The sequence below is a fragment of the Nonomuraea sp. NPDC047897 genome (genome assembly GCF_043204415.1).
Taxonomy (GTDB): domain Bacteria; phylum Actinomycetota; class Actinomycetes; order Streptosporangiales; family Streptosporangiaceae; genus Nonomuraea.
In genome coordinates this window covers 170,627-195,648 of sequence record NZ_JBIDCC010000002.1, presented here as the reverse complement: position 1 = coordinate 195,648, position 25,022 = coordinate 170,627, and the positions used below count along the sequence as shown (strand labels likewise).

Annotated in this window: 23 protein-coding genes; 4 read left to right on the top strand and 19 right to left on the bottom strand. The window is 71.8% G+C overall.

Annotated elements, in window-relative coordinates:
* Positions 1 to 28: 28 nt before the first annotated feature.
* The 8 genes from narI to ACGF0J_RS04290 form a co-directional block, all read right to left on the bottom strand.
* The gene (gene narI / locus ACGF0J_RS04325; RefSeq protein ID WP_393142010.1) at positions 29 to 751 is read right to left on the bottom strand and encodes a respiratory nitrate reductase subunit gamma; all 723 of its coding nucleotides are present in this window, start codon (positions 749 to 751) and stop codon (positions 29 to 31) included.
* Positions 748 to 1,353, bottom strand: a complete 606-nt coding sequence (narJ, locus tag ACGF0J_RS04320; protein WP_393142009.1) for a nitrate reductase molybdenum cofactor assembly chaperone — start codon at positions 1,351 to 1,353, stop codon at positions 748 to 750. The genes narI and narJ overlap by 4 nt, the downstream gene beginning before the upstream one ends.
* Positions 1,350 to 3,002 carry a nitrate reductase subunit beta gene (gene narH, locus ACGF0J_RS04315; RefSeq protein ID WP_393142008.1) on the bottom strand — a complete coding sequence of 551 codons (1,653 nt, stop codon included), beginning with the start codon at positions 3,000 to 3,002 and terminating at the stop codon, positions 1,350 to 1,352. Before narH ends, narJ begins: the two co-directional genes overlap by 4 nt.
* Entirely contained in the window at positions 3,002 to 6,643 is a 3,642-nt protein-coding gene (locus tag ACGF0J_RS04310) for a nitrate reductase subunit alpha (protein ID WP_393142007.1), read from the bottom strand. The genes narH and ACGF0J_RS04310 overlap by 1 nt, the downstream gene beginning before the upstream one ends.
* A gap of 18 nt (positions 6,644 to 6,661) precedes the next feature.
* Positions 6,662 to 7,864, bottom strand: a complete 1,203-nt coding sequence (locus tag ACGF0J_RS04305; protein ID WP_393142006.1) for a nitrate/nitrite transporter — start codon at positions 7,862 to 7,864, stop codon at positions 6,662 to 6,664.
* A gap of 181 nt (positions 7,865 to 8,045) precedes the next feature.
* On the bottom strand, positions 8,046 to 8,705 hold the full coding sequence (locus tag ACGF0J_RS04300; RefSeq protein ID WP_393142005.1) for a helix-turn-helix domain-containing protein: 660 nt from the start codon (positions 8,703 to 8,705) through the stop codon (positions 8,046 to 8,048).
* A gap of 123 nt (positions 8,706 to 8,828) precedes the next feature.
* Positions 8,829 to 9,140, bottom strand: a complete 312-nt coding sequence (locus tag ACGF0J_RS04295) for a helix-turn-helix domain-containing protein (RefSeq protein ID WP_393142004.1) — start codon at positions 9,138 to 9,140, stop codon at positions 8,829 to 8,831.
* A gap of 54 nt (positions 9,141 to 9,194) precedes the next feature.
* On the bottom strand, positions 9,195 to 9,623 hold the full coding sequence (locus tag ACGF0J_RS04290; protein WP_393142003.1) for an Hsp20/alpha crystallin family protein: 429 nt from the start codon (positions 9,621 to 9,623) through the stop codon (positions 9,195 to 9,197).
* A gap of 183 nt (positions 9,624 to 9,806) precedes the next feature.
* On the opposite strand from ACGF0J_RS04290, the gene ACGF0J_RS04285 reads away from it, so the two are divergent.
* Positions 9,807 to 11,054 (top strand): PP2C family protein-serine/threonine phosphatase, encoded by a 1,248-nt coding sequence (locus ACGF0J_RS04285; RefSeq protein WP_393142002.1) that lies wholly within the window; start codon positions 9,807 to 9,809, stop codon positions 11,052 to 11,054.
* A gap of 109 nt (positions 11,055 to 11,163) precedes the next feature.
* On the opposite strand, the gene ACGF0J_RS04280 is transcribed toward ACGF0J_RS04285, so the two are convergent.
* Entirely contained in the window at positions 11,164 to 12,099 is a 936-nt protein-coding gene (locus ACGF0J_RS04280; RefSeq protein ID WP_393142001.1) for a sulfite exporter TauE/SafE family protein, read from the bottom strand.
* A gap of 204 nt (positions 12,100 to 12,303) precedes the next feature.
* Here ACGF0J_RS04280 and ACGF0J_RS04275 point away from each other — a divergent pair, with 204 nt between their 5' ends.
* A complete protein-coding gene (locus ACGF0J_RS04275; protein ID WP_393142000.1) occupies positions 12,304 to 14,025 on the top strand; it encodes an ABC transporter ATP-binding protein in 1,722 nt (573 codons plus the stop codon).
* Positions 14,022 to 15,845, top strand: coding sequence for an ABC transporter ATP-binding protein (locus ACGF0J_RS04270; protein ID WP_393141999.1), 1,824 nt, complete (start codon positions 14,022 to 14,024; stop codon positions 15,843 to 15,845). The genes ACGF0J_RS04275 and ACGF0J_RS04270 overlap by 4 nt, the downstream gene beginning before the upstream one ends.
* A 72-nt stretch (positions 15,846 to 15,917) precedes the next feature.
* On the opposite strand, the gene ACGF0J_RS04265 is transcribed toward ACGF0J_RS04270, so the two are convergent.
* The gene (locus ACGF0J_RS04265; RefSeq protein ID WP_393141998.1) at positions 15,918 to 16,229 is read right to left on the bottom strand and encodes a hypothetical protein; all 312 of its coding nucleotides are present in this window, start codon (positions 16,227 to 16,229) and stop codon (positions 15,918 to 15,920) included.
* A gap of 117 nt (positions 16,230 to 16,346) precedes the next feature.
* On the opposite strand from ACGF0J_RS04265, the gene ACGF0J_RS04260 reads away from it, so the two are divergent.
* Positions 16,347 to 17,093, top strand: coding sequence for a TetR/AcrR family transcriptional regulator (locus ACGF0J_RS04260; RefSeq protein ID WP_393141997.1), 747 nt, complete (start codon positions 16,347 to 16,349; stop codon positions 17,091 to 17,093).
* Here ACGF0J_RS04260 and ACGF0J_RS04255 read toward each other — a convergent pair.
* The 9 genes from ACGF0J_RS04255 to ACGF0J_RS04215 form a co-directional block, all read right to left on the bottom strand.
* Positions 17,083 to 17,460 (bottom strand): DUF202 domain-containing protein, encoded by a 378-nt coding sequence (locus ACGF0J_RS04255; protein ID WP_393141996.1) that lies wholly within the window; start codon positions 17,458 to 17,460, stop codon positions 17,083 to 17,085. The two genes, ACGF0J_RS04260 and ACGF0J_RS04255, sit on opposite strands and share 11 nt — an antisense overlap.
* 16 nt (positions 17,461 to 17,476) lie before the next feature.
* On the bottom strand, positions 17,477 to 17,803 hold the full coding sequence (locus ACGF0J_RS04250) for a YidH family protein (RefSeq protein WP_393141995.1): 327 nt from the start codon (positions 17,801 to 17,803) through the stop codon (positions 17,477 to 17,479).
* Between the two features lie 46 nt (positions 17,804 to 17,849).
* Complete coding sequence (locus ACGF0J_RS04245; protein WP_393141994.1) at positions 17,850 to 18,236, bottom strand: hypothetical protein; 387 nt, start codon at positions 18,234 to 18,236, stop codon at positions 17,850 to 17,852.
* 38 nt (positions 18,237 to 18,274) lie between these two features.
* On the bottom strand, positions 18,275 to 19,561 hold the full coding sequence (locus ACGF0J_RS04240) for an ABC transporter substrate-binding protein (RefSeq protein ID WP_393141993.1): 1,287 nt from the start codon (positions 19,559 to 19,561) through the stop codon (positions 18,275 to 18,277).
* Positions 19,562 to 19,574: 13 nt separating this feature from the next.
* A complete protein-coding gene (locus ACGF0J_RS04235) occupies positions 19,575 to 20,675 on the bottom strand; it encodes a branched-chain amino acid ABC transporter permease (RefSeq protein ID WP_393141992.1) in 1,101 nt (366 codons plus the stop codon).
* Positions 20,676 to 20,737: 62 nt separating this feature from the next.
* Entirely contained in the window at positions 20,738 to 21,625 is an 888-nt protein-coding gene (locus ACGF0J_RS04230; RefSeq protein ID WP_393141991.1) for a branched-chain amino acid ABC transporter permease, read from the bottom strand.
* A complete protein-coding gene (locus ACGF0J_RS04225; protein ID WP_393141990.1) occupies positions 21,622 to 23,481 on the bottom strand; it encodes an AMP-dependent synthetase/ligase in 1,860 nt (619 codons plus the stop codon). Before ACGF0J_RS04225 ends, ACGF0J_RS04230 begins: the two co-directional genes overlap by 4 nt.
* Positions 23,478 to 24,269: an ABC transporter ATP-binding protein gene (locus ACGF0J_RS04220; protein WP_393141989.1), complete on the bottom strand. Its 792-nt coding sequence runs from the start codon at positions 24,267 to 24,269 to the stop codon at positions 23,478 to 23,480. The genes ACGF0J_RS04225 and ACGF0J_RS04220 overlap by 4 nt, the downstream gene beginning before the upstream one ends.
* On the bottom strand, positions 24,257 to 25,018 hold the full coding sequence (locus tag ACGF0J_RS04215) for an ABC transporter ATP-binding protein (RefSeq protein WP_393141988.1): 762 nt from the start codon (positions 25,016 to 25,018) through the stop codon (positions 24,257 to 24,259). Before ACGF0J_RS04215 ends, ACGF0J_RS04220 begins: the two co-directional genes overlap by 13 nt.
* Between the last annotated feature and the right edge of the window lie 4 nt (positions 25,019 to 25,022).

The window sequence follows — 25,022 nt, the reverse complement described above, 5'->3', positions numbered from 1 at the left end:
GCCGGGCCGGGCCGGGCACCGGGGCGGCTCAGCCCGCCCAGCCGCGCCGGGCCGGGCGGGAGCCCGCGACGTCCTCGCGGCTGCGGTAGACGACGTACGGCCGGGTCAGGTAGCCGACCGGCGCGGTGAGCATGTGCACCAGCCGGGTGAACGGCCAGATCGCGAACAGCACCAGGGCGCTCAGCGCGTGGAGCTGGAACAGCAGCGGCGCCCCCGCCATCAGCGCCGGGTCGGGACTGAAGTAGAAGATCGACCTGAACCACGGCGAGATGGTGGTGCGGTAGTCGTAGCCGCCGCCGACGATGTTGGCGACGACCGTGGCGGCCAGGCCGAGCACGATGGTCAGCGCGAGGACGGCGTACATGAGCTTGTCGTTGCGCGTGGTCGCGGTGAAGACGGGGCCCACGGTGCGGCGGCGGTAGATGAGGATCGCCAGCCCGGCCAGCGTGCACACGCCCGCGATCGTGCCGAGCACGACGGCCACCACGTGGTATGCCTCCTCGCTGACGCCCGCCGCCTCGGTCCACGACTTGGGGATCACCAGCCCGCCCACGTGGCCGAGGATCACGACGAGGATGCCGAAGTGGAACAGCGGGCTGCCGACGCGCAGCAGCCGCGACTCGTACATCTGCGACGAGCGGGTCGTCCAGCCGAACTTGTCGTAGCGGTAACGCCAGACGTGGCCGAGGACGAACACGGTGAGCGCCACGTAGGGGGCGACCACCCACAGCAGCAGGTCCAGGGCGTTCACCGGGCTCCTCCGGCGGTGTAGGGCTCCAGGCCGACCTGCTCCATCGGCGGCCCCTCCTGGGCGAGCCTGAGCGCGGCGGCCCGCTCGCGGCCGGTGGCGGGCGGCAGGGTGGCCAGCACGGCGGCGACCACGTCGGCGTACGGCGAGTGCTCGGCCTCCAGCGCCCGGTGCAGCGTCTCGACTCCGGCGCGGTGCTCGCGCAGCAGCCGGACGGCCTGCTCGACGCCGCCGCGGGCGGACAGCTCGCACACCACGGCCAGGTGGTCGGGCAGTTCGCCGTCGACCGGCTCGAAGCCGGCCGTCCGGAAGGCGTGCTTGAAGCGCAGCAGCGCCATGCCGCGCTTCCTGGTGTCGCCGTAGGTGTAGTAGGTCAGGTACGGGCAGCAGCGGCGTTTGAGGTCGAAGGTGGCCACGTAGTGCTCGGCCAGCCGCGGCAGCGGGGTGGCGGCCACGTGCGCCAGGAAGGCGCTCAGCCGGGAGGCGGCCTCGCCGGGCGGCAGGCTCTCCACGGTCCTGGTGAGCAGCGGCAGCGCCTCGGCCAGCCGTTCGTCCGGATAGCCGAGCAGCACCGACGCGGTCAGGTGGATGGCACGCTCGCTCACGAGTCCTCCTTGCGCCTGGGGAACAGCCCCTCGGGCGTCCCCTTGCCGTCCCAGTTGAGCAGGTTGACGCGCCCGGCCCGGTCGGCCGGGTCCACGAGGGCGCCGGTCTCCTGCCGGTCCTTGAGCGCGTGGAAGGTCTCCACGGCGACCGGGGCGGGCGTGCCGGACGCCTCGCCGAACGGCCCGCCCATGCCGGGCCCGCCCTCGTAGTCGAGGCTGCAGCCGGTCGCCAGCTCCTCCAGCTCCCTGCCCTGCTCGGCGTGGGCCTTGGGGATGACGTACCGCTCGGCGTACGGGGCCAGGGCGAGCAGCCGGTGCATGCCCTCGACCTGCTCGCCGGTCATGCCCACCGCGCCGGCGATCGACTCGTCGGACTGCTGCCCCAGGTTGAGGCGGCGCATGTAGGAGCGCATGGCGGCCAGGCGGCGCAGCACGGCGCGCACCGGCTCGGGGTCTCCGGCGGTGAACAGCTCGGCCAGGTAGCCGATCGGGATGCGCAGCGCGTCGATGGCGCCGAACAGGTTGCCGGCGTCCTCGCCGTCGTGCCCGGTGTTGGCCAGCACGTCGACCACGGGCGACAGCGGCGGAATGTACCAGACCATCGGCATCGTCCGGTACTCCGGGTGCAGCGGCAGCGCCACGCCGTACTCGAAGATCAGTTTGTGGATCGGGGAGGTGCGCGCCGCCTCCAGCCAGTCGTCCGGGATGCCCTCCTTGCGGGCGGCCGCGATCACCTCGGGGTCGTGCGGGTCGAGCAGGACGCTCTTCTGCGCCTCGTACAGGTCCTTCTCGTCGGGCACCGAGGCGGCCTCGGCGACGCGGTCGGCGTCGTAGAGCAGCAGGCCGATGTAGCGCAGCCGGCCGACGCACGTCTCGGAGCACACGGTCGGGATGCCGACCTCGACCCGGGGGTAGCAGAACGTGCACTTCTCGGCCTTGCCGGTGCGGTGGTTGAAGTACACCTTCTTGTACGGGCACCCGGTCACGCACATCCGCCAGCCGCGGCAGCGGTCCTGGTCCACGAGCACGATGCCGTCCTCGGAGCGCTTGTACATCGCGCCGGAGGGGCAGGAGGCGACACAGGACGGGTTGAGGCAGTGCTCGCAGATGCGCGGCAGGTAGAACATGAACGCCCGCTCGAACTCCAGCTTCACCTGGCCCGACAGCTTCTTCAGCACCGGGTCGGCCGGGGCCAGCTCGGGGCCGCCCGCCAGGTTGTCGTCCCAGTTGGCGCTCCAGGTGATCTTCGTCTCCCGGCCGCTGATGAGCGACCTGGGCCGGGCGACCGGCGTGTCCTCGGTGGCCGGGGCGGAGAAGAGCCGGTCGTAGTCGTACGTCCACGGCTCGTAGTAGTCCTGGATGGACGGCATGAGCGGGTTGGCGAAGATGGTGAACAGCTTGCGCAGCCGCCCGCCCGCCTTCAGCTGGAGCCGGCCGCGCCGGTTCAGCTCCCAGCCGCCCCGCCACCTGTCCTGGTCCTGGTAGGTGCGGGGATAGCCCTGGCCGGGCCGGGTCTCGACGTTGTTGAACCAGACGTACTCGGTGCCGGAACGGTTGGTCCACGCCTGCTTGCAGGTGACCGAGCAGGTGTGGCAGCCGATGCACTTGTCGAGGTTCATCACCATGGCGAGCTGTGCCATGACCCTCATCAGTAGTCCACCTCCTGGGAGCGGCGGCGGATCACGGTGACCTCGTCGCGCTGGTTGCCTGTGGGGCCGAGATAGTTGAAGGCGAAGCTGAGCTGGGCGTAGCCGCCGATGAGGTGGGTGGGTTTGACCAGCAGCCGGGTGAGCGAGTTGTGGATGCCGCCGCGCCGCCCCGAGGTCTCGCTCTTGGGCACGTCCACCACGCGTTCCTGGGCGTGGTACATGTACACGGTGCCCTCGGGCATGCGGTGCGAGACGACCGCGCGGGCCACGACGACGCCGTTGCGGTTGACCGCCTCCACCCAGTCGTTGTCGCCGATCTTCGCCTTGGCGGCGTCCGCCGGGCTCATCCAGATGGTCGGCCCGCCGCGCGACAGCGTCAGCATGAGCAGGTTGTCCTGGTATTCGGAGTGGATGGACCACTTGGAGTGCGGGGTCAGGTAGCGAACGGTGATGCCGGCCTCTCCCCCGTCGCCGATGCCGGGCTCGCCGAACATCGCGGTCATGTTGAGCGGCGGCCGGTAGACGGGCAGCGCCTCGCCCGCCTCGTGCATCCAGTCGTGGTCGAGGTAGAAGTGCTGGCGCCCGGTGAGGGTGTGCCAGGGTTTGCGGTGCTCGACGTTGACGGTGAACGCCGAGTAGCGCCGCCCGCCGGTCTCGCTGCCCGACCACTCCGGCGAGGTGATCACCGGGACGGGACGGTTCTGGGTGTCGGCGAAGGTGATCTGCTTGTGCTCGTCGGCCAGGCCGTCGAACGACGTCCCGGTGCGGCGGCCGAGCGTGGCGAAGCCCTGGGCCGCCAGGTGGCCGTTGGTGGTGCCGGACAGGGCGAGGATCGCCTCGCACATGTTGACGTCGGTGGCCAGCGAGGGCCGGCCGTCCCTGGTGACGCCGTTGATCCGGCCGAGCCTGCCGATCTCTCCGGACACGTCGTACGTCAGGCCCTTGGTGGTGGCGCCGAGCCGGTCCAGCAGCGGGCCGAGCGCGGCCATCTTGTCGGCGACCGCCCCGTAGTCGCGCTCCACCACGACGATCTTCGGGAAGTCGCGGCCGGGCACCGGGGTGGCGCCGGTCTCCCGCCAGTCGCGCACGGCCCCGTGCGGGGTGGCCAGCTCGTCGGGCGTGTCGTGCAGCAGCGGCACGGCCACCACGTCCCTGCGGGTGCCCAGGTGGGTCCCGGCCAGGTCGCTGAAGGCGCGGGCGATGGCGTGGAAGGCGGCGAAGTCGGTGCGGGTCTGCCAGGGCGGGTCGATCGCCGGGGTGAAGGCGTGCACGAACGGGTGCATGTCGGTGGACGACAGGTCGTGCTTCTCGTACCAGGTGGCGGCGGGCAGCACGATGTCGGAGAACAGCGTGGTGGACGTCATCCGGAAGTCCAGCGACAGCAGCAGGTCGAGCTTGCCCCGCGGCGCCTCCTCCGGCCAGGCCAGGCTGTCCGGCCGCTGGTCCGGCGCGGCCTCCTCGGCGCGCACGGCCGAGTCGGTGCCCAGCAGGTGGCGCAGGAAGTACTCGTTGCCCTTGGCCGAGGAACCGAGCAGGTTGGCCCGCCACACGGTCAGCACGCGCGGCCAGTTCTCCGGCGCGTCGGGGTCCTCGCAGGCGAACCCGAGCCGCCCCCGCGCGACCTGCTCGGCCACGTACGGGCCGGGCTCGGCGCCCGCGGCGGCGACCTCGTCGGCCAGGTCGAGCGGGTTGCGGTCGAACGTCGGGTACGACGGCATCCAGCCGAGCCGCGCCGACTGCGACAGCAGGTCGGCGGTGGCCTTCCCGGCGAACCTGCCGTCGCCGAGCGGCGAGGACACCACGTCGGCGGTGTAGGTGTCGTAGCGCCACTGGTCGGTGTGCAGGTACCAGAAGGCGGTGCCGATCATCTGCCGGGGCGGGCGCGCCCAGTCCAGGCCGAAGGCGAGCTGCGCCCACCCGGTGACCGGCCGGCACTTCTCCTGGCCGACGTAGTGGGCCCAGCCGCCGCCGTTGACGCCCTGGCAGCCGGTCAGCGTGGTCAGCGCCAGGAACGAGCGGTAGATCGTGTCGGAGTGGAACCAGTGGTTCGTCCCCGCCCCCATGATGATCATGGATCTGCCGCCGGACTCCTCGGCGTTGCGGGCGAACTCGCGGGCGATGCGCGCCGCCGCCGCGGCCGGGACCGAGGTGAGCGGCTCCTGCCAGGCCGGCGTGTACGGCTCGGCCGCGTCGTCGTAGCCGGCCGGCCAGCGGCCCGGCAGCCCGTCGCGGGCCACGCCGTACTGGGCGAGCATCAGGTCGTACACGGTGGTGACCAGGTGGCCGCCGACCCGGCGCACCGGGACGCCGCGTTCCAGCACGCCGTCGCCGTGCCCGTCGAAGCGCGGCAGCGACACCGCGACGGACTCCGCCCCGAGGGCGGTCAGCAGCGGGTCCACGTCGCCGAGGTCGAGGTTCCAGCGGCCCTGGCCCTGCTCGGAGTAGCGGAAGCCGAGCGAGCCGTTCGGCACGACCGGCTCGCCGGTGCGCGCGTCCAGCAGCACCGTGGCGAACGCCGCCTCCGTCCCGTCCTGCCCGAGGTCGGCCGCGGTGAGGAACTTGTCGGGCACGAAGCCGCCGTCCCGCTCGCGCAGCCGGACGAGGAACGGCAGGTCGGTGAACCGCTTGACGTAGTCGAGGAAGGCGGGCGTGGACCGCTCGACGAAGAACTCCTTCAGGATCACGTGCCCCATGGCCATGGCCAGCGCCCCGTCCGTGCCCGGGTGCGGCGCCAGCCACTCGTCGGCGAACTTGGCGGCGTCGTTGTAGTCGGGCGACAGCACCACGACCTTCTGGCCCCGGTAGCGCGCCTCGGCCATGTAGTGGGCGTCGGGCGTGCGGGTGACCGGCACGTTCGAGCCCCACAGCATCAGGTAGGCGGCGTCCCACCAGTCGGCCGACTCCGGCACGTCCGTCTGGTCGCCGAACACCTGCGGCGAGGCCACCGGCAGGTCGGCGTACCAGTCGTAGAACGACAGCATCGACCCGCCGATCAGCGAGACGAACCGGGCGCCCACGGCGTGCGAGGCCATCGACATGGCCGGGATGGGCGAGAAGCCCGCCACCCGGTCCGGCCCGTAGGCCTTGATGGTGTGCACGTGCGCCGCCGCGATGATCTCGGTGGCCTCGTCCCAGGTGACGCGCACCAGCCCGCCCTTGCCGCGGGCGCTCTGGTAGCGGCGGCGCCGGTCCGGGTCGGTGGTGATCTCGGCCCAGGCGGCGACCGGGTCGCCCAGCCGGGCCTTGGCCTCGCGGTACATCTCCACCAGCACGCCCCTGGCGTAGGGGAAGCGGACGCGGGTCGGCGAGTAGGTGTACCAGGAGAAGGCGGCGCCGCGGGGGCAGCCGCGCGGCTCGTACTCGGGCCGGTCGCCGCCGACGCTCGGGTAGTCGGTCTGCTGCGCCTCCCAGGTGATCACGCCGTCCTTGACGTACACCTTCCAGGAGCAGGAGCCGGTGCAGTTGACGCCGTGCGTGGAGCGGACGACCTTGTCGTGGCTCCACCGGTCGCGGTAGAACGCGTCGCCCTGCCGGCCGCCGATCCGGTGCAGCGTCCGCAGGTCCGGGGAGACCTCGCCGGGACGCAGGTAGCGGCCGAACTGGAGCAGCGCGTCGCTGAGCGGCCCGTCAGTGCTCGACATGGGTGGTGCCTCTCTGTGTCAGGACGGGATGCGCGCGGGTTGACGCAGGACGAACCACGCGTAGACGAACGCGCCGAAGGCCATGGCCGCGAGCAGCATCAGGCCGATGGAGTACGAACCGGTGGCCTGGAAGATCAGGCCCATCACGATGGGCGGCAGGAACCCGCCGAGACCGCCGGCGGCGCCCACCACGCCGGTGGCGCTCCCCACCATCGGGCCGGGCACGCCCCGGCCGAGGATCGCGAAGATCGCGCCGTTGCCCAGGCCGAGCGCGGCGGCCATGGTCAGGAAGCCGACCGTGGCGACCGGCATGCCCGGCGCGAAGGACACGACGATCGCGCAGCCGAAGACCGCGAGCAGCACCCAGCACAGCACGCGCTCGCCGCCGAACCGGTCGGCGAGCCAGCCGCCCACCGGGCGGGCCAGCGTGGCCAGCACCACGAACCCGGCCGCGCGGGCCGCCGCGTCGGCGACGCTCAGCTCGTACACGGCGCGCAGGTACAGCGGCAGGTAGACGCCGAAGGCGACGAAACCGCCGAACGTCAGCGCGTACATGCCGGCCATCTCGCGGGTGACGCGCAGCCGCGCGGCGGCGGCGAACCTGGTCGTGAACGGCTCCGCCGGCGCCCTGCCGCCGGGCGCGTCGCGGCCGACGGCGAGGAAGACGAGGCCGACGACGACGAGCGCCACGGCGACCGCGAAGAACGGCGCGGGCCGGCCGAACTCCTCGGCCAGCCACGGCGTGGCGAAGCCGGAGATGCCGGTGCCGATGTTGCCCATGCCGAAGATGCCGAGAGCCAGGCCGCGCCGCTCCGGCGGGAACCAGGCGTTGACGAACGGCACGCCGATCGCGAACGTCGCGCCCGTCATGCCGAGCAGCAGCCCGCCGGCCAGCAGCATGGGGTAGCTCTCGGCGAAGGCGAGGAACAGCACGGGGACGGCGCCGAGCAGGCTCGTGACGCCGAACACCAGCCGCCCGCCGTAGCGGTCGGTCAGCGCGCCGAGGACCATCCGGCCCAGCGAACCGACGATGACGGGCACGGCGACCAGCAGGGACACGGCGAAGGAGCTAAGGCCCAGCAGTTCCTTGTAGACGGGCCCGAGCGGGCTCAGCAGCGCCCAAGCCCAGAAGTTGACCGCGAAGGCGGCCGTGGCGAGGACCAGCGCCACGGTCGCGGAACCCGTGCGCACGGACGTCGCGGCGGGCGGGATGGGAGCCATCCGAAGTCCTTCCTCCGGGGATTCTGGTTGGGCGCTGCCAGCCTCCTTGATCGCCCCATACCCCAAAAAGGGTCTTTGGTCCTCCCATACCCACCCGAAAGGCTCCCTGGTGGGTGAACTCCCTGGCTGCCGCCGTGAAATTCCTCCGCCTGCCCCGCGCCCCGCGGCCCGCGCCTCGTGCTCAGCCGAGGGTGATGCGCCGGCCCGTCAGCCGCGCCGGGGCGATGCGGAGGTACTGCCGCCGGTCGCCGCCCGCCCACGGGTCCACGCCCGACGCCTGCGCCTCGGCCAGCTCCTCGTCGGTGACGTGATGCAGGGAGCCCTGCACGAGCACGCTCCACCCCGTCCGGGTGCCCTCGTCGAGCCGGTCCACCTCGAAGGCGACCATGTACTCGACGCCTTCGAGCCCGGTGCGCAGGTCGGCCTCCATCGAACCGCCGGCGGTGGTGCGCAGGACGATGGCGCCGCCCGCCATGCGGTAGTTGACGGGCAGCACGGTCGGCCCGTAGCGGCCGTTGTAGGCGATGCGGCCCACCCCGCCGGGAGAGATCAGCCGCACGCACTCGTCCTCGTCCAGCTCGCCCAGGTGCGCGCCGGCCGCCGCTCCGCCCTCACCCGAGGGCGCCTCGCCGAGCAGTTGCGCCGCCGTCGTGTCGAGCGCGGGCGCCAGCCGGGCGGCGGCCTCGCGCACCGCGCTCTCGGACTGCTCCTCCAGGTAGCCGACGTACGCCTCGTCGACGCCGGCGCGCTCGGCGAGCTGCCCGCGGGTCAGCCCCAGCTTCTCCCGCCGCTCCGCGACGCGGCGGCCGAACGCGCCCAGGTGTCCTGCCAGATCCGACATGTAGCACTCCATCTCCACGGCATGATGACCTTCTCCCGTTCACGGTAGTAGTCGCCCGCCGCGGCGCGGGCCTCCGGCTCACCCGTGCCCACCTCCCTCCGGCCCGGCTCGTTCGTGGTCGGCTCACTCCAGCTCGGCGAGTCTCGTCCGGGCGGCGTCCAGCTCCGTGCGCAGCTCGGCCAGCTCGCTCTCGAGTTCGAGGATGCGGCGGATGGCGGCGAGGGTCATGCCCTGGTCGGTCATCCGGGTGACGTGCTGGACGGTCATGATGTCGCGCTGGGAGTAGCGCCGCTGTCCGCCGGTGGTGCGGCTGGGGCTGACCACGTCGTGCTGGTCGAGGCGGCGCAGGTAGGCCTGCTGCACCTGGAGCATCTCGGCGACCTGCCCGAGGGAGTAGAGGGGGGCGTGCTCGTCGTGGAAGGGCAGCTTGGCCATCGGTCCTCCTGGGCGGTGGGGGGCGGGCGAGCGGGCCCGCCCCGCCCGCCCGGATCAGGCCTTGATGGCCTTGGCGTCACCGGTCTGGATCTCGACCTTGCGGGGCTTGGCCCGCTCGAGCACCGGGATGCGGACGAGGAGGACGCCGTTGTGGTAGCCGGCGTCGATCTTGTCACTGTCGAGGTGCTCGGAGAGGTAGACGCGCCGGGTGAAGGTGCCCATCGGGCGCTCGCGGACGAAGACCCGCTCCTGGTCGCCGCGCTCCTCCTCGCGCCGGGCGCTGACGGTGAGCACGCCGCGGTCGACGGTCACCTCGATGGAGCCCGGGTCGATGCCCGGCAGGTCGAAGCGCAGCACGACGTCGTCCGCGCGCCGCACGCCGTCCATCGGCATGATCGACGTACCGCCGGCGGCCTGCTGGGCCAGCCGGTTGAACTGGCGCTCGAACTCCTGGACGAACGGGTCGATCGAGGTCAACAGCATCTCGAACCCTCCTCGCTCTCCTACGGAACCGTTAACCTCTAGTTCGATTTGTAGGTTATATCCTTAAGAGATTTGATGCAACCCGCGACTTCGGCGGTATGCCGTGGGGAACTCCGGCACCCCCGCTGTGTTGGACCGGTCCCGTCCAGGTAGAAAGGACCCAGGACGACAAGGGAGCGGCCGGTGGACGACAACGGTGAGCGCATGCTCGGCGCGCTGATCGCGGCCCACCACCTCGCCACGATCGAGCAACTGCCCGGCCTGGTCGCCGCGCACGTACAGCCACTCGGCTTCACGCACCCCGTCCTCTACGTGGCCGACCTGCAGGAGACGTTCCTCGAACCGCTGCCCGGCCAGCTTCAGCCGGACGGCGAACCGCCGGAGCGGCTGCGCATCGACGGGACCGTGGCGGGCCGCGCCTTCCGCACCTTCGACTGGGTCCGGACGCGGCACACCGAGGACCTCCTCGTCGACGAGACGACCCAGCCGCCGGAGGCGCGCGAGCCGCAGCGCGTCTACGTGCCCTTGCTCGACGGCACCGAGCGCGTCGGCGTGCTGGCGCTCACCGTGCCGCGCGACGACGAGGCCGTCCGCTGGAACGCCGCCCAACTGGCGGGCCTGCTCGCGCTGATCCTGTCCAACAAACGCACCACCAGCGACACCTACGCCCGGCTGGTGCGCGCCCGGCCCATGCAGCTGTCGGCCGAGGTGCTGTGGACGCTGCTGCCCATCCGCACGTTCGCCACCGAACGGGTCGTCGTCAGCGCCGCGCTCGAACCGGCCTACCTCGTCGGCGGCGACGCCTTCGACTACGCCAAGACCGGCGACACCCTGCACCTGGCGATCTTCGATGCGATGGGGCACGACACGGCCGCCGGGCTCACCGCCACGATCGCGATGGGCGCCTGTCGCAACAGCCGCCGCGAGAATTTCGGCCTGCGGGCGACGGGCGAGGCCGTCGACGCGGCCATCGTCGAGCAGTTCGGTGGCACCCAGTTCGCGACCGGCGTGCTGGCCGAGCTCAACGTCACCACCGGGCGGCTCGACTGGGTCAACCGGGGCCATCCCCCGCCGCTGGTGCTGCGCCAGGGTCGCCTGGTCGCCGTCCTGGAGGCCGAGCCGGACCCGCCCATGGGGTTCGGGATGGAGACGTTTCACGAGCCGGCCCACTACCAGCTCGAACCGGGCGACCGGCTGCTCTTCTACACCGACGGGGTGACCGAGGCGCGCAGCCCCGGCGGGGAGGAGTTCGGCCTCGACCGGTTCGCGGACTTCGTGATCCGCCGCGAGGCGGACAACGTGCCCCCGCCCGAGACGCTGCGCCGCCTCATCCAGACGCTGCTGGAACACCAGCAGGACCGGCTGCAGGACGACGCCACCGTGCTGCTCGTGGAGTGGAAGACCCAGCGCCAGTACCAGCTCCTGCTCTGAAGCGGCCCCGCGCCGTCAGTCCACCCCGTCAGCCAGCCCCGTCAGCCCGCCCCGTCGACCCCTGCGCCGCCGGCCCGGACCGCCGAAGCGGGCCGGGCCGGTGCCGGCCTCAGGCGGAGGTCGTCTCCTGCTCCTCGGCCGGGCGCCTGCCGCCTTCGATCGCCTCCACCGTCTCGTGCTCCTTGTCGCGCCGGTACGCGCGGACCGAGTAGGCGACGGCCCCGGCCCAGATCGCCGCGATGACCAGGTAGGCGGCCGTCTGCACGCCGCCGGGGGCGTCGATCCAGTCGCTGCGCAGCAGGGTGCGCACGTTGGTCAGCACGATGACGCCGCCCACGGCCGAGCCGAGGATGCGCGGCGGGATGTGCCGCACCAGCCAGGCCGCGATCGGCGCCGCGATGACACCGCCGAGCAGCAGGACTGCCACCCAGGCGAAGTCGATGTTCTCCGAACCGATGCCGACGAAGAAGCCGACGCTGGCGGCGATCGCGACGAGGAACTCGCTGGCGTCGATCGAGCCGATCACCTTGCGCGGCGCGAGCCGCCCGCTGGCCAGGATGGCGGGCGTGCCGACCGGACCCCAGCCGCCTCCGCCGGTCGCGTCCACGAAGCCGCCGAGCAGGCCGAGCGGGGCGAGGAAGCGCCTGCGCAGTGGCTTGCCCAGGTTGCCGCGCGGCAGCCCGAAGGCGGTGAACCGGACGAGGATGTACGTGCCCAGCGTGAGCAGGATGAGCGACATGACCGGCGCCGCCACTTCGGTGGACAGGCTCGACAGGAACGTGGCGCCGGCGAACGCGCCGATCGCGCCGGGGATGCCGATCCGGGCGACGACCTTCCAGTCGATGTTGCCGAAGCGCCAGTGGGAGATCCCCGAGGCGAGGGTGGTGCCGATCTCTGCGAGGTGCACGGTGGCCGAGGCGGCCGCCGCGTTGGTGCCGACGGCGAGCAGCAGCGTGGTCGAGGTGACGCCGTAGGCCATGCCGAGGCTGCCGTCGACGAGTTGCGCAGCGAATCCGACCAGTCCGAGCAGAATCAGGGCCCGCACGGCGTCCCCTTTCCAAGTTTACCTACTATATAAGTAGGAATATAGGAGTGCTTGATGGGCACGTCAAGACGTGCTTCGTCGACAGGGCGGCGGGCGGCGTGGCGAGCCGAAAATCGATTGAACCCGCGTACTAGCCTGGAAGCGATGCCTCCGGATACCCGCTCATCTCGCCGTCCCCTGCTCTCCACCAACTCCCTGTGGCGGATGAAGTCCTATCTCCGCCCCTACGTGCCCAGACTGGTGTTCATCTGGCTCGTGGCACTCGTCACCATCGGCACCGGCATCGCCCTGCCGCTCGTCGGCAAGGAGGTGATCGACGGGCCCGTCTCCAGCCGCGATCCGGGCGGGCTGCTCTCCCTCGGCCTCGTGGCGCTCGGCGTCGGCGTCGTCGAGGCGTTACTGATCTTCCTCCGCCGGTGGATGCAGATCAGGGCCGTGCTCGGCCTGGAGACCAGCCTCCGCGACGACCTGTACGAGCACCTGCAGCGCCTGCCCATGGCCTTCCACGGCGAGTGGCAGTCGGGCCAGTTGCTCTCGCGCGCCACCACCGACCTGTCGACGATCCGGCGCTTCCTCGGCTTCGGCATGCTCTTCCTGGTCATGAACATCCTGCAGCTCATCACGGTCACGGTGCTGCTGCTGAACATGTACTGGCCGCTGGGACTCCTCGTGGCGGCCTCGGCCGTACCGATCGTGCTGGTGTCGATGCGCTTCGAGAAGCGCTACATCAAGATCTCCAGGCAGGTGCAGGACGAGCAGGGCGACCTCGCCACGTTCGTCGAGGAGTCGGCCCTCGGCATCCGGACGATCAAGGCGTTCGGCCGCCGGCACCACGTCTACGACCGCTACGACGACGCCGCCCGCAAGGTGTACGGCACCTCGATGGACAAGGTGCGCCTGTCGGCCAGGTTCTTCACCTTCCTGGAGGTCATCCCGAACGTCACGCTCGCACTGGTGCTGCTGCTCGGCGCGCTGGCCGTGGGCGGCGGGGCGCTGACGCTGGGCACCCTGGTCGCGTTCACCACGCTGATGCTGCAGCTCGTGTGGCCGATCGCCAGCCTCGGCTACATCCTGGCCATGGCGCAGGAGGCGATGACCTCGGCCGACCGGGTCATGGAGGTCATGGACACCGTGCCCGCCATCGAGGGCGGCACCGCGACCATCGCCGAGCCACGCGGCCACCTGCGCTTCGAGGGCGTCGAATACCGCTTCCCCGGCGCCGAGCAGCCGGTGCTGCGCGACGTGCGCCTCGACGTGCGGCCGGGCGAGACGGTCGCCGTCGTGGGCGCCACCGGAGCGGGCAAGACGACCCTGACCGCGCTGGTGCCCAGATTGATCGACCCCACGGCCGGCCGGGTCACGATCGACGGGCACGACGTGCGAGACCTGGCGCTGCCGTCCCTGCGGCAGATCGTGGCGACCGCGTTCGAGGAGCCCACGCTCTTCTCCATGAGCGTGCGCGAGAACCTCACGCTCGGCCGCCACGACGCCACCGAGGAGGAGCTCGACGACGCCATCCGCACCGCGCAGGCCATGTTCGTCCACGACCTGCCGTGGGGTCTCGACACCCGCATCGGTGAGCAGGGCATGTCCCTGTCCGGCGGCCAGCGGCAGCGCCTGGCCCTGGCCAGGGCGGTGCTGAGCAGGCCGCGCGTCCTCGTGCTCGACGACACGCTGTCGGCGCTGGACGTGGAGACCGAGGCACTGGTGGAGGAGGCGCTGCGGCACGTGCTGCGCGACGCCACCGGCATCGTGGTCGCCCACCGCGCCTCCACGGTGCTGCTCGCCGACAAGGTCGCGTTGCTGCGCGACGGCACCATCACCCACGTCGGCCGGCACCACGAGCTGCTCGACACGGTGCCCGAGTACCGCGAGCTGCTCGCGCAGGACGCCGACCTCGACCCGTCCGAAGGAGCCCTGCGATGACGCCCTCGGTCACCGACTGGCGCGGCGTCGCCTCCGAGGAACGCGACGAACTGCCGGACAAGGTGTCCATCCTGCTGCGGGAGCGGTCCCGCAGGCTGCTCGGCGACCTGCTGACGCCGCACCGCAAGGCCATCGCGGCGCTCACCGCGATCATCGTCGTCTCCAACGCGGCCGGACTGGCCATCCCCTACCTGGTGAAGGTCGGCATCGACTCGGGCATCCCGCCGATGCTGCGCGGCACGGGCCCCGGCACGCTGCTCACGGTGATCGGCGTGATCCTGGCCTCGGCCGCCACCCAGGCGCTCACCCGGCAGGCGTTCCTCAAGCTGTCGGGCCGGATCGGCCAGAGCATCCTGCTGGAGCTGCGCCGCCGGGTGTTCGACCACTTCCAGCGGCTGTCGCTGAGCTTCCACGAGAAGTACACCTCTGGCCGGGTGATCTCGCGGCTCACCTCCGACATCGAGGCCATCGCCGAGATGCTGCAGTCGGGCTTCGACAGCCTCGTCACGGCGGTGCTGACGCTGTTCGGCACGGCCGTGGTGCTGCTCGTGCTCGACGTCCACCTCGGGCTGGTGGCGCTGCTGCCGCTGCCGGTCCTGCTGCTGTTCACCCGGTGGTTCCGCCGCCAGTCGGCGATCGTCTACCGGCGGACCCGCGAGACGGTGGCACTGGTCATCGTGCACTTCGTCGAGTCGATGACCGGCATCCGCGCCGTCCAGGCCTTCCGCCGCGAGCCGCGCAACCAGGAGATCTTCCAGCGGCTCAACGACGACTACCGCGAGGCCAACGCCCGCAGCATGAAGCTGATCGCGGTCTTCATGCCGGGCGTCAAGCTCATCGGCAACGTCACCGTCGCCGTGGTGCTCGTGTACGGCGGCTGGCTCGCCCTGCACGGCGAGGTCACGGTCGGCGTCCTGGCCGCGTTCCTGCTCTACCTGCGCCAGTTCTACGAGCCGATGCAGGAGATCAGCCAGTTCTACAACACGCTCCAGTCGGCGGGCGCCGCCCTGGAGAAGCTGTCGGGCGTGCTGGAGGAGGAGCCGGCCGTGCCGGAGCCGCGCGAGCCGCGCCCACTGCCGGAGCCGCGCGGCGAGGTGCGCTTCGAAGGGGTCCGCTTCGCCTACGTCGAGGAGATGCCGATCCTGCCGGGCCTCGACCTGACCGTCCCGGCCGGGCAGAGCGTGGCGCTGGTGGGCGCCACCGGCGCCGGCAAGACGACACTGGCCAAGCTCATCTCCCGCTTCTACGACCCGACGGCGGGCCGGGTGCTGCTCGACGGGGTGGACCTGCGGGAGCTGGACGAGCCGACGCTGCGCTCCGCCGTCGTCATGGTGACGCAGGAGAACTTCCTGTTCGGCGGCACGGTGGCCGACAACATCCGGTTCGGCCGGCCCGGCGCCACCGACCGGCAGGTGCGCGAGGCCGCCATGGCGATCGGCGCGCACGACTTCATCTCCTCACTGCCCGACGGTTACGACACCGAGGTGGGCAACCGCGGCGGCCGGATGTCGGCGGGGCAGCGGCAGCTCGTCGCGTTCGCCCGGGCGTTCCTCGCCGACCCGGCGGTGCTCATCCTGGACGAGGCCACGTCGAGCCTCGACGTGCCGAGCGAGCGGCTGGTGCAGCGGGCGCTGCGCACCATCCTCGCCGACCGGACCGCGCTGATCATCGCCCACCGGCTGTCGACCGTGGAGATCGCCGACCGGGTGCTCGTCATGGAGCGCGGCGAGATCGTCGAGGACGGCGCGCCCGACCGGCTCGTCGCCGCCTCGGGCCGGTACGCCGGACTGCACCGGGCGTGGCTGGACAGCCTCAACTGAGGCCGCCGGTCCCGCGGCGCCCGTCGGGCCGTCGGCAGACCCGCCGGCACCGGCGGCGCGCCCGTCCGGGCGTCAGTAGAGCCGCCGGGGCACCGGGCTGTGGGGGCTGCGGAGCGGGGTCGCGTCCGGCGCGGCCGGCTCGGTGGGCGGGATCAGCTCGGGGTGGCGGCTCAGGTACCCCTCGGGGAACGTGGTGCACTGCTGGCAACCGCACCGCGGGCAGACGGCGCCCTCCCACGGCGGCGGCACCGGCACGCCGCCGCGCAGCCAGATCTCCCGCTCGTGGCCGTGGGCGTCGGCGCCGTGCCGGACCACGTACTCCTCTTCCCACACGTGCCAGCAGCCGCGGCATTCGAACGGCAGCGTCCTGCGATCCTCGTCCATGGGTCACCCCCTTCTCCGAGTGTCGTCCCGCGCCCGCCTCCCCCGCAAGCGGCCCACCTGCGCATCCATGAGACTCTAGAGTTCCTTAGAGTCATTAAGCCGGATGAGGGGAGTGCGATGGCAGGGCATGGCACCAGCCGCCGCGACAGGCTGCGGCAGGCCACGCTGGCGGAGATCCACGCAGCCGCGCGGGAGCTACTGGTGACGCGCGGGTCGGCCGCGGTGACGATCAACGCGGTCGCCCGCGCGATCGGGATGAGCGGACCCGCCCTCTACCACTACTACGCCGGGCACGAGGAGCTGGTCGGCGCGGTGACGGCGGGCTTCTTCCGCGAGCTGACCGAGGCGATGGAGGAGGCCCGCGACGCCCGCGCCGGACAGCCTGTCGGTGAGCGGCTGTTCGCGGTGTGCCGGGCCATGCGCTCGTGGGCGGTCTCCCATCCGGCCGAGTTCGGCTGGATCTTCGCCAGCCCCGTGGCGCCGCCGGACCGGCGGCCCGGCTCGCCCCGGCACCAGGCGGGCCAGCACTTCGAGCAGGTCCTCCTCGACCTGGTGGCCGAGCTGTGGCGGACCGACCCGTTCCCGGTGCCGCGCCTGGCCGACCTGGACCCGTCGCTGCGCGAGCAGCTCACGGCCTACTCGGCGCTGGTCGAGGGGGCGCTGCCGCCCGAGGCGGCGCACGTCTTCCTGTCGAGCTGGATCAGGCTGTACGGCCTGCTCAGCATGGAGGTGCTGCACCAGCTCGACTTCGCCTACTCCGACCCGGCTCCGCTGTTCGAGGAGTGCCTGCGCGACCTGTCGGCCCTGCTCGGCCTGGACCCGCCCGCCGCTCCCCCGGTTTCCCCGGCGCGCCTCACGGGCTGAGCACGAGCACCACCGCCGAGGCGAGCACGAACGCCACCGCGCCCGCGATTGCGCAGAGCGTGCCGATCCAGGCGAGCAGCGCGTCCGGCCGGCTGTCGATGGGCCGGCCGCCGTGCAGCGCTTCCTGGACGCGCCGGAACCTCACTCCGGTGCGCGTCAGCAGCACGGCGCCGGCGAGGGTGGCGAGCGCGAAAGCGCCGGCGGCCGCCGCGAGGGCGACGGGCGGCAGGCCGTGGCGCAGCACGAGCCCGGTGGCGGCGATGCCGCCGGTGGACAGCATCACGGCGGTGCGGACCCAGGCCAGCCGGGTGCGCTCGCTCTGCAGGCCCGGGTCCCAGATCTCGTGCGACCTCTCCGGCCGGGACATCTCGGCGGCGCCCCCGTCAGGCGGCGAGCAGGATGAGCACGAGGGCGAGGACGGCCACCACCGCGACGCCGTAGCCGAACACGGCCGCGAGGGCGGGCGGCGGCAGCGGCGCCTGGTCGCGCAGCGCCCGCTGGATGTTGCGCCAGCGGGGATAGGCCATGCCGGCCGCCAGCGCGGACAGGGTCACCAGGATGACGGCCAGAGCGGTGCGCGCCCACGGGACGAACACGCCTTCCGGCACCGCCGCCATGGCCACGCCGCCGGCGCTGAGCGCCAGCGCGGTGCTGAGCCACGTCAGGAAGGTGCGTTCGTTCGCGAGCGTGAAACGTGGATCGGGCTCCATGTTCTCGACGCTAGTTGGTCCCCATTCCCCCTAGAGAAGCCGGGGTTCAGCTGCAGGCCTGGCGGATCCGGTCGAGGTAGGCGGCCGTGTCGGTGGTGACCTTCTGGGCGGCGTCGACGGCGTCGTTGACGTTCGTGACGTTGATGTCGCCGAGGGTGGTCGCGAGGTTGTCGGTGGCCTCCTTGAGCGTGGTGTTGGACGCCTTGTCGGCCACCTCGTTGAGCTTGCCGGCGGCGTCGTCGATGGCCTTGTCCATGGCCTGGGGATCGTTCTGGTACTTCGCGATCTCGGCGCCCAGCTCAGTGATGATCTTGGGAGCCTCTAGGCAGGCCTGCGCCTTGTCGATGGTGCTGTTGACCTCGGCGCACCCTGCGGCCAGCACGAGGAGGGCGGATGCGGCGAGGGGCACGAACCGGCTCTGGAAGCGTCGCATGCCTCGACACTACCCAACCGGTCCGCGCCCCAGGCGATCTAGAGCTTGGCGTAGCAGGGGCCGTCGAAGCTGTGGGACTGGGCGGTCGGGCCGACGAAGAAGTCCTTCACCGTGGTGACGCCGGTGGGGGCCTTGTCGTCGACCTTGTTGACGAGGGTCTGCCGGAACGTCGCCGCGTCGGGGTCGCCGGCGAAGTTGCCCGCCTCGGGCGGCAGCATGCCCTCGTAGTCGACGGTCCGCAGGCTCTTGACCGCGGCGAGCAGGCCCTTGCGGCTGACGTCGCCGCTCGCGACCATCTTCTCCAGCGCCGCCTTCATCGGGTACGCCCACGCCCAGCCGGAGGTGTAGCCGTCGTTGGGGGTCACGCCGGGCAGCGCCGCGCGCATGGCCTGGTGGCCGGGCGTGTCGGCGTCCCACGGCCGGCCCGGCGCCGACTGCTCGTACAGAGCCTTCAGGGCGGGGGCGGCGGGCGACTTGAGCAGGGCGGGGTTCCAGGTGGGGCCGGTGCCGATGAACCGGCCCTTGAAACCGGCCGCGGCGGCCTGGCCGACGATCGTGGCGGCGTCGGCGGGCCCGGTGGTGAGGAGGACGAGGTCGGGCTTCTTCTTGGTGATCTCGGTGATGGCGCGCCCCTGTTCGGTGGCCCCGGAGGGCGTCTCGACGCCGGTGAACGTCAGGCCGTGGCGCTCGGCGGCGATCTTGGCGCCGGCGGCGGCGTCGGCCCCGTAGTCGCCGGCCAGGTGGACGGCCATGACGCTCTTGGGCCGGTGGACCTCCATCGCGTAGTCGACGGAGTTCATCGCCTCCACGCAGTAGTTGGCGCCGGTCTCCAGGATGACGTCCTCGAACTCCCACGCCGAGGTCCACGACGCCGGGGCCGCCACGACCCTGTTGGCCTTGAGGTCGCCGAGGATGGCCGCGGTGGTGGGCGAGCCGAGCGTCTGGGCCAGGCCGAGCACCTGGTCCTTCATCTCGTTGTAGACCTGCCGGTGAACCTCGGGGTTGTACTTGTTGTCGCGGACGAACGTGGTGACGTCCACCTCGTACGTGCCGCCGATGCCGCCCGCCTTGTTGACCCGCGCCCAGAACGCCTTCTGCGCGTCGGTGATCGGCACGGCCAGCGCCGCGAACGGCCCGGCGGTCAGGTCGGAGACCGTGCCGAGGTAGATGCAGCCCTTGTTCTTGTCCACCGCCGCGGGGCAGGGCTCGCTGGTGACTCCTGCCGCCTGGGCGCCCTTGCCGCCCTCGTCGTCCCCCCGGATGACGCCGCACGCGGACAGCAGCGCCACTAACGCGACAGAGGTCACTACGTAGCGACTCTTCATGAAAAATCCCTCTCTAGTAGGAGAACGGCCAGGACTTCCAGTAGTTGCGGGCGCGGACCCACAGGCCGAACAGCCCACGCGGCTCGAAGACCAGGAACAGCACGATGAGCAGCCCGTAGAGCACGGTCTCGACCTGGAACACGTTGGGCGTCTGCGTGGTGTCGGCGCTGATCACCGGCAGCAGCGACGGCAGCGCCCGGGTGAGCGGCTGCAGCAGTGAGACGAACAGCGCGCCCGCGATCGCGCCGGACACGGTGGCCACTCCGCCGATCAGCACCATCGCGATGAACTGCACCGACAGCAGCAGGTTGAACGAGCCCGGCTCCACGTACCCGGAGACGCTGTACAGCAGCGCCCCCGCGCAGCCGGCGTAGCAGGAGGAGATACCGAACGCCAGCACCTTGTAGCGGGTGAGCGGCACCCCCATGACCGCCGCTGCGATGTCGCGGTCACGGATCGCCGCGAACGCCCGGCCGACCCGCGACCGGGCGAGGTTGCGCGCCGCCACCGCGAAGGCGACGAGCAGCACCAGCATCAGCAGGTAGAGCACCTGCTCCCGGGTGCCGAGCGGCCCGTCCTGGTCGAGCCGGTAGCCGAACAACTGGGGCACCGCCGCCTCCCGCCCGACGCCGGGCCCGCCGGTGAGCGCCTTCCACTCCTTCAGGACGTGCTCGCCGAGGAAGACCAGGCCGAGCGTGACGATGGCCAGGTAGAGGCCGCGTAGCCGGGTGGCGAGCGGCGCCACCAGCATCCCGGCCGCGGCGGCGACGAGCCCGGCGACGGGCAGCCAGATCCAGATCTCGGCGACGCCGAGCCCGATGACGTCCCCGCCGGGCGGCCCGGACAGGGCGGCCGCGGTGTAGGCGCCGATCGCGACGAAGAAGGCGTGCCCGAGCGACACCTGGCCCGCGTACCCGGTGACGATGTTGAGCCCGATCGCCCCGATGGCCAGCACGTACGCCCCGGCCAGCACCTCCAGGGAACGGTCGGCGAGCACCACGGACAGGCCGAGGGCGAGCAGGACGAGCAGCCCGGCCGAGACCCGCTTGGCCGGGGTGTCGAGCAGCGCCATGTCCTGCGCGTAGGAGGTGTAGAGCTGCGGCCGGCCGCGCACCCGACGAGACCGTCCGGTCGGTATGTTGGGCGCGGACGGCGCCGGCCCGGATTTCGTCTCTGTCATACCCGCTCGACCTCCCGGGTGCCGAACAGGCCGTACGGCCTGACCAGCAGGACGACCAACATCACCACGTACGGCGTGACGACGGCGAAGTTCTGGCCCAGCCACGGCGCGTACTCGCCCTGGTAGGACTGGAACAGCGACTCGACCACCCCCACCACCAGCCCGCCGGCGACGGCGCCGCCGAGCGAGTCGAGGCCGCCCACGATGATCGCGGGCAGCGCCTTGAGCGCGACGACCCAGGTGCCCTGTTCGATGCCCTGCCCGGTGCCGACGAACATCCCGGCGACGGCGGCCAGGAACCCGGCCAGCCCCCACGACAGCGCGAAGACCATGCCCACCGACACGCCCTGGGCCAGGGCCGTCTCCTGGTCGAACGCGGCGGCCCGCATCGCCAGCCCGTACCTGGTGTACCGGAAGAACGCGAACAGCAGTCCGACCAGCACCGCCGTCACCGCGAGCATGGCCAGCCAGCGCTGCTGCACGACCAGCGGGCCGAGCGTGACCTGGTCGAACCCCCACGGGTCGCCCACCTGCCGCACGTCCCTGCCGATGAAGGCGTTCACCACGACGCGGACGACGATGTCGACGCCGAGCGTGATGATCGCCACCACGAACACCGGCCGCCCCACCATGGGCCGGATCGCGACCCGCTCGACGGCCAGGGCCACCCCGGCGATGAGCAGCCCGGCCAGCAGCACGGCGGTGTAGAAGCCGGTCACCTCCGCCAGGTAGCTGACCGCGACCGCGCCGGCCAGCATGAGGGCGGGCTGGGCGAAGCTGATCACGCGGGTCGCCTTGTAGATGATCACGAATCCGAGCGCCAGCAGCGCGTAGACCGAGCCGTTGCCCAGCCCCCTGATGACCGTTTCCAGCAGCGCCTTCACCGCGCGTACATCCCTTCGACGAGGTCCTCGAACAGCCTGGCGACGGCGGAGCGCCTGACCTTCTGGGTGGCGGTCAGCTCGCCGTCCTCGTGGTCGAGCTCCTTGGGCAGGAACGCGAAGCGTTTGACCTGCTCGACGCGGGCGAAGCGGGAGTTCACCTCGTCCACGACGCCCTGGACCAGCTCCCGGACCTCAGGTTTGCCCGAAAGGTCGCGGTAGGTGGTGTAGGTGATGCCGCGCCGCCGGGCCCACTCCCCCACCGTGTCGGGTTCGACGCCGATGAGCGCGACGAGGTAGGGGCGCTGGTCACCGACGACGACGGCCTCCTTGACGTACGGCGACGCCTTGAGCGCGTTCTCGATCTCGCTGGGGGCGACGTTCTTGCCGCCGGCGGTGATGATGATGTCCTTCATCCGGTCGGTGATGCGGACGTGCGTGCCGTCCACCCACTCGCCGACGTCTCCGGTGTGCAGCCAGCCGTCCGGGTCGAGGACGTCGGCCGTGGCTCGCGGGTTGCCCCAGTAGCCGGCGAACGTGCCCGGATGCCGGGTCATGATCTCGCCCGTGGTCTCGTCGATGCGCAGCTCGACGCCGGGGTGCGGCTCGCCGACCGTGCCCAGGCGGACCCGGCCGGGCCGGTTGGCGGTGGCGACGGCGGTGTTCTCGCTCATCCCGTACACCTCGTGCATGGGGATGCCGATCCCCATGTAGAACTTGAGCACGGCGGGGGCGATCGGAGCGGCGCCGGAGGCCGCGTAGCGGACGCGGCGCATGCCGAGCCGCTCGCGCAGCGCCCGGTAGCAGCAGAACCAGCCGGCGGCGTAGAGCAGGCGGGTGGCGGCGGTGTGCCGGCCACCGGTGCGCACCAGCGTGTCGCCGACGCGGTCGGCCACCCGCAGCCAGAACCGGGTCAGCGCCCGCTTGACCGGGGTGGCGGACTCGCGCCTGATGTCCACCTGGGCGAGCACCTTCTCCCACATGCGCGGCACGCCGAACAGGATCGTCGGCTGCACCTCGCGCAGGTTGGCCTGGACGGTGTCGAGGGACTCGGCGAAGTTCACCTGCACGCCGGCCGCCGCGTTGAACCACACGGTGAACGCCCGCTCGGCGACGTGGCACAGCGGCAGGTACGACAGCGCCAGGTCCCGCTCGGACGGCGGCGGCGAGGTGAACCCGCCGCCGGTCACCAGCGTCTCGACGGCGAACTCGACGTTGCGGACGGTCAGCATCACCCCTTTGGGCGGGCCCGTGGTGCCCGAGGTGTAGATGAGCGTCATCACGTCGCCGGGCTCGGCGGCGGCCATCCGCCGTTCGACGGCGTCCGGGTGCTCGGCGCGGTGCCGCTCGCCCAGGGTGAGCAGGTCGGGCCAGGCCAGCAGCCGCGGGTCGGTGTAGCGGCCGCGGATGCCGCGCGGCTCCAGGTGGACGATGTGCCGCAGGCCGGGGCAGTCCGCGGCGACGGCCAGCGCCTTGTCCACCTGTTCCTGGTCCTCGGCGAGCAGGATCGTCGCGCCGGAGTCGGCGAGCAGGTGGGCGACCTCGGCGGCCGGGCTCGTGGGGTAGAGGCCGACCGTGACGGCGCGGACGGCGACGGCGCCGAGGTCGGTGTAGAGCCATTCGGGCCGGTTCTCGGAGTGAACCGCGATCCGGTCGCCGGGCTCGACGCCGAGCGCGAGCAGCGCGTGGGCGACCAGCTCGGCGCGTTCCCAGTAGGCGCCCCAGGTGACCTCCCGCCAGATGCCGAGGTCCTTGTGCCGCATGGCGACGGCGCCGGGGGCGGCCCGGGCGCGCTCGCGCACCCGGGTGACGATGGTGGTCAGACCGGCCGCGTTCCGCTCGCCGATGGTCGCCGTCATGCCGCCCCTCCCAGGTACGCCCGGATCACCTCGGGGTCGCGCTGCACCTCGGCCGGGGCGCCCAGCGCGACGGGCCGGCCGAAGTCCAGCACCAGCACCCGGTCGGCCAGGTCCATGACCAGGCCCATGTCGTGCTCGACGAGCACCATCGGGATGCCCAGCTCGTCGCGGATGTCCAGGACGAACCTGGCCATGTCCTCCGTCTCCTCCAGGTTCATGCCGGCGACCGGCTCGTCCAGCAGGAGCAGCCGGGGCTCCATCGCCAGCGCCCGGCCCAGCTCGACCCGTTTCTGGACGCCGTACGGCAGCAGCCGCACCGGGTGACGCCGCCAGGGCTCCAGCTCCAGGAAGTCGATGATCTCCTCGATCCGGGCGCGGGCGGCCAGTTCGGCCCGCCTGGCCCGGCCGTACCACAGGACGGCGGCGAGCGCGCCGTAGCGGAAGTGGTGGTGGCGGCCGAGCATGAGGTTGTCCAGGACGGTGAGGTTGTGGAACAGCTCCACGTTCTGGAAGGTCCTGGCCAGGCCCATCGCGGCGATCTCGGGCGGCCGCCCGGCGAGCAGGTCCTCGCCGAGGAAGGTGACCCGGCCGCGCTGCGGCCGGTAGACGCCCGACAGCACGTTGAAGATCGACGTCTTGCCGGCGCCGTTCGGCCCGATGATCGCCAGCAGCTCGGCGGGGCCCACGTCGAAGGTGACGCCGTCGATGGCCTTGACCCCGGCGAAGCTGAGGTGCACGTCCTCGACCCGCAGGACCGGCGCGGCCGGCCCGGTGTTCACGACAGCCACCGCTTCCTCCGCTTGTAGTGCTTGACCTCGCGGAAGGACCGGACGGTCCCGAGGTAGAACTCCTTGATGTCCTCGTCGGCCAGCAGCTCTCCCGACGGCCGGTCCATGACGATCTTGCCGGTCTCCATGACGTAGCCGTGGTCGGCGATGGACAGCGCCATGGTGGCGTTCTGCTCGACGAGCAGGACGGTGGTGCCCTGCCGGTTGATCTCGACGACCAGGTCGCGGATCTGCGTGACCAGCGCGGGGGCGAGCCCCAGGCTGGGCTCGTCGAGCAGCAGGTAGCGCGGGCCGGCCATGAGGGCGCGGCCGACGGCGAGCATCTGCTGCTCGCCTCCCGACAGGTAGCCGGCCACGTTCGCCCGCCGCTCGCGCAGGAGCGGGAACAGGTCGTAGACGCGGTCGAGATGGGAGACGCGCTCGGTGTGGCCGCCGACCCTGAGGTTCTCCTCGACGGTCAGCTCGGCCAGGATGCGGCGGCCCTCCATGACCTGACTGATGCCGCGCCGGACGATCTGCGCGGGTCTGAGATGGTGGACGGGCTCGCCCTCAAGGGTGACAGAGCCTTTGGTGATCTTTCCGTCGTGCACGTCGAGCAGGCCCGACAGGGCACGTAACAGCGTGGTCTTGCCCGCGCCGTTGGCGCCGAGCAGGGCGACGATCGAGCCAGGGCGGACCACGAGGCTGACGCCCCGCAGCACGAGCATCACATCGTCGTAGACGACCTCGAGATTGCGGACCTCCAGCAAGCCG